2 protein-coding genes are annotated in these 2,127 nt (G+C 71.5%); both read left to right on the top strand.

The annotated features are described in order from the left end of the window. Positions 1 to 755, top strand: a 755-nt coding sequence (locus ACWDA7_RS52300; RefSeq protein WP_450615206.1) for a hypothetical protein, incomplete at its 5' end; no start/stop codon positions are given. Continuing rightward, positions 752 to 2,074 carry a helicase-associated domain-containing protein gene (locus ACWDA7_RS52295; RefSeq protein WP_450615204.1) on the top strand — a complete coding sequence of 441 codons (1,323 nt, stop codon included), beginning with the start codon at positions 752 to 754 and terminating at the stop codon, positions 2,072 to 2,074. The genes ACWDA7_RS52300 and ACWDA7_RS52295, both read left to right, overlap by 4 nt. Positions 2,075 to 2,127: the final 53 nt, after the last annotated feature.

Genomic DNA, 2,127 nt, shown 5'->3' with positions numbered 1-2,127 from the left:
TCGGGCTGGTCGGGCACAATGACGCGGTGCGCGAAGACGATGACACAGAGCTGCTGGAACGGGTACGGGCGTTGCGGGCAGCCGGCAGTGGCCCCAAGCAGGTGGCGAGGGCGTTGGGGCTTCGCCCCGGACAGGCGGGGGTGCTGCTGCGGCGGGCCGCCGCAGCCGACCAGGCGGTTAAACCGGGAGACCGGCCGGTGGTGGGCTGCTGGCTGAGCCCGGGCTGGAGCAGCGGGCTGGACCTGTCGGCCTGCCCTGAGTGGGCGGCGCATGACTCCTCGGCGAGTGAGGAAGCAACCGGGGCGGGGTTCGCGCAACTGCTGGTGGCACGCCGGGAGCGGGCAAGCCGGGTGACGGTGACCGGTGTGCTGGTGGACGTGTACTGCCTGGGCGTCAAGGACGTGATCGAGCCCCACACCATGGGTGCGGGTTCGCTGGAGGCCCACCGGCGCTCCTACTACAGTGCGTTCGAGGAACCCTCCCTGCCGATCGGTATCGAGCAGGCGCAAGCCATCGTCTACGGTGCCGTCGCCTACGCCCGCGAGCTCGGATTCGAGCCGGCCCCCGGCTTCACACAAGCCGCCGCAGTGTTGGGGGAACCAGCCGGCGCGCTGCCACAGATCGGCTTCGGGAACCAGGGCATGCCTTTCTATCTCAGCGGTCCCCGCGACGACGCCCGCACGGTGCTGGCCACCTTGGAGCGCACCCGCGGCGCAGGCAACTACCAGTACATCCTCGCCTCGGGGCCGATGTGACCCACCCGCACGACACCGAGACCTCGCAGATCCGCCTCACCGAGCACCACGCCCAGGCCGATCTGCGGACACTGCTGCAACTGTGCGCCGCGGGGCGGGTGAAGTGCAGTGCCAAGACACTGCGCCCGTCCGCCGCGACCATCGCCCAAGTGGCCGAGGTACTGGACGCAGGCGACTTCTACCCCGACGAACCGATAGCCGCCTTCGCCTGGCCCCTACTTCTGCAGGCCGGCGGCCTGGCCCAGCTGGCCGCAGGCAAGCTCGCGCTGACCACGCGCGGCCAGCAGGCCCTCACCCAGCCCGCGCACCGGGTGCTGGCCGGCCTGTGGCAACGCTGGCTTTCCAGCACGATCCTGGACGAGTTCTCCCGCATCGAAGCGGTCAAAGGCCAGCGCGCCGCGAACGTGCTCAGCGCACTCAAGCCACGGCGCGGCCACGTCGGCGCCGCGCTGGCCGCCGTGGCTGCCGGCGAGTGGACCACCGTCGACCAGCTCTTCACCACCATGCGCAAAGCGGGGCACAACCCCTCGGTTGTACGTTCCGAGCGGGCTCTGTGGAAGCTCTACCTGGAAGACCCCGAGTACGGCAGCCTCGGCTACGACGGCCACCACCCTTGGGCGCTGCTTCAGGGCCGCTACACCATGGCCGTGCTGTTCGAGTACGCCGCACCGCTGGGACTGATCGACGTCGAGTACGTGGACGCTGCCGGGGCACGCGACGACTACCGGCACAACTGGGGCGGCGACTGGCTGGAGCGGCTCAGCCGCTACGACGGCCTGCACGCGATCCGTCTCACCCCTCTCGGCGCCTTCGCCACCGGGCAAACCCCCACCTACCTCCCCGGGCCGGCCCCCGAACCAGCCACCGCCGGGGGCGTCGCGGCGCTGAAGGTCCTCGCCAACCACGACCTAGTCGCCCTCGATGGCCTGCCCCCGGCCCAGGCCCTGCTCCTGGATGCCTTCGCTACCCGCACCGGCGACCGGACCTGGGCTCTGAGCCCCGCCTCGCTGCTGGCCGCCGTGCACGCCGGACGCGACCTCGCCGAACTGCGCGCCTACCTCGACCACGCCGCCACCGCCCTGCCGGACACCGTCGCCACGCTCCTGGCCGACGCCGAGCGGCGCGTCGGCGCGGCCCGCGATCTCGGCCCCGTCCACCTGATCGAGTGCGCGGACGCGGCCACCTGCGCGCTGCTGGCCAGCGACCGGCGCATCCGCGCGCTCGCCACACGCCTCGGCGACCGCCACCTCGGCGTCCCGGCCGACAAGCTCGACCGCTTCCGTAAAGCCGCCCTCACCCTCGGACACCCCGTCACCTGAAAGCCACTCACCCCGACAACTCTCCAGACGTCCCTTCCACAAGCGTGTGTTCG

It is taken from the genome of Streptomyces sp. NPDC001156 (assembly GCF_053598275.1).
The sequence above is the reverse complement of the archived record's forward strand: the minus strand, read 5'-3'. Positions and strand labels throughout refer to the sequence as shown.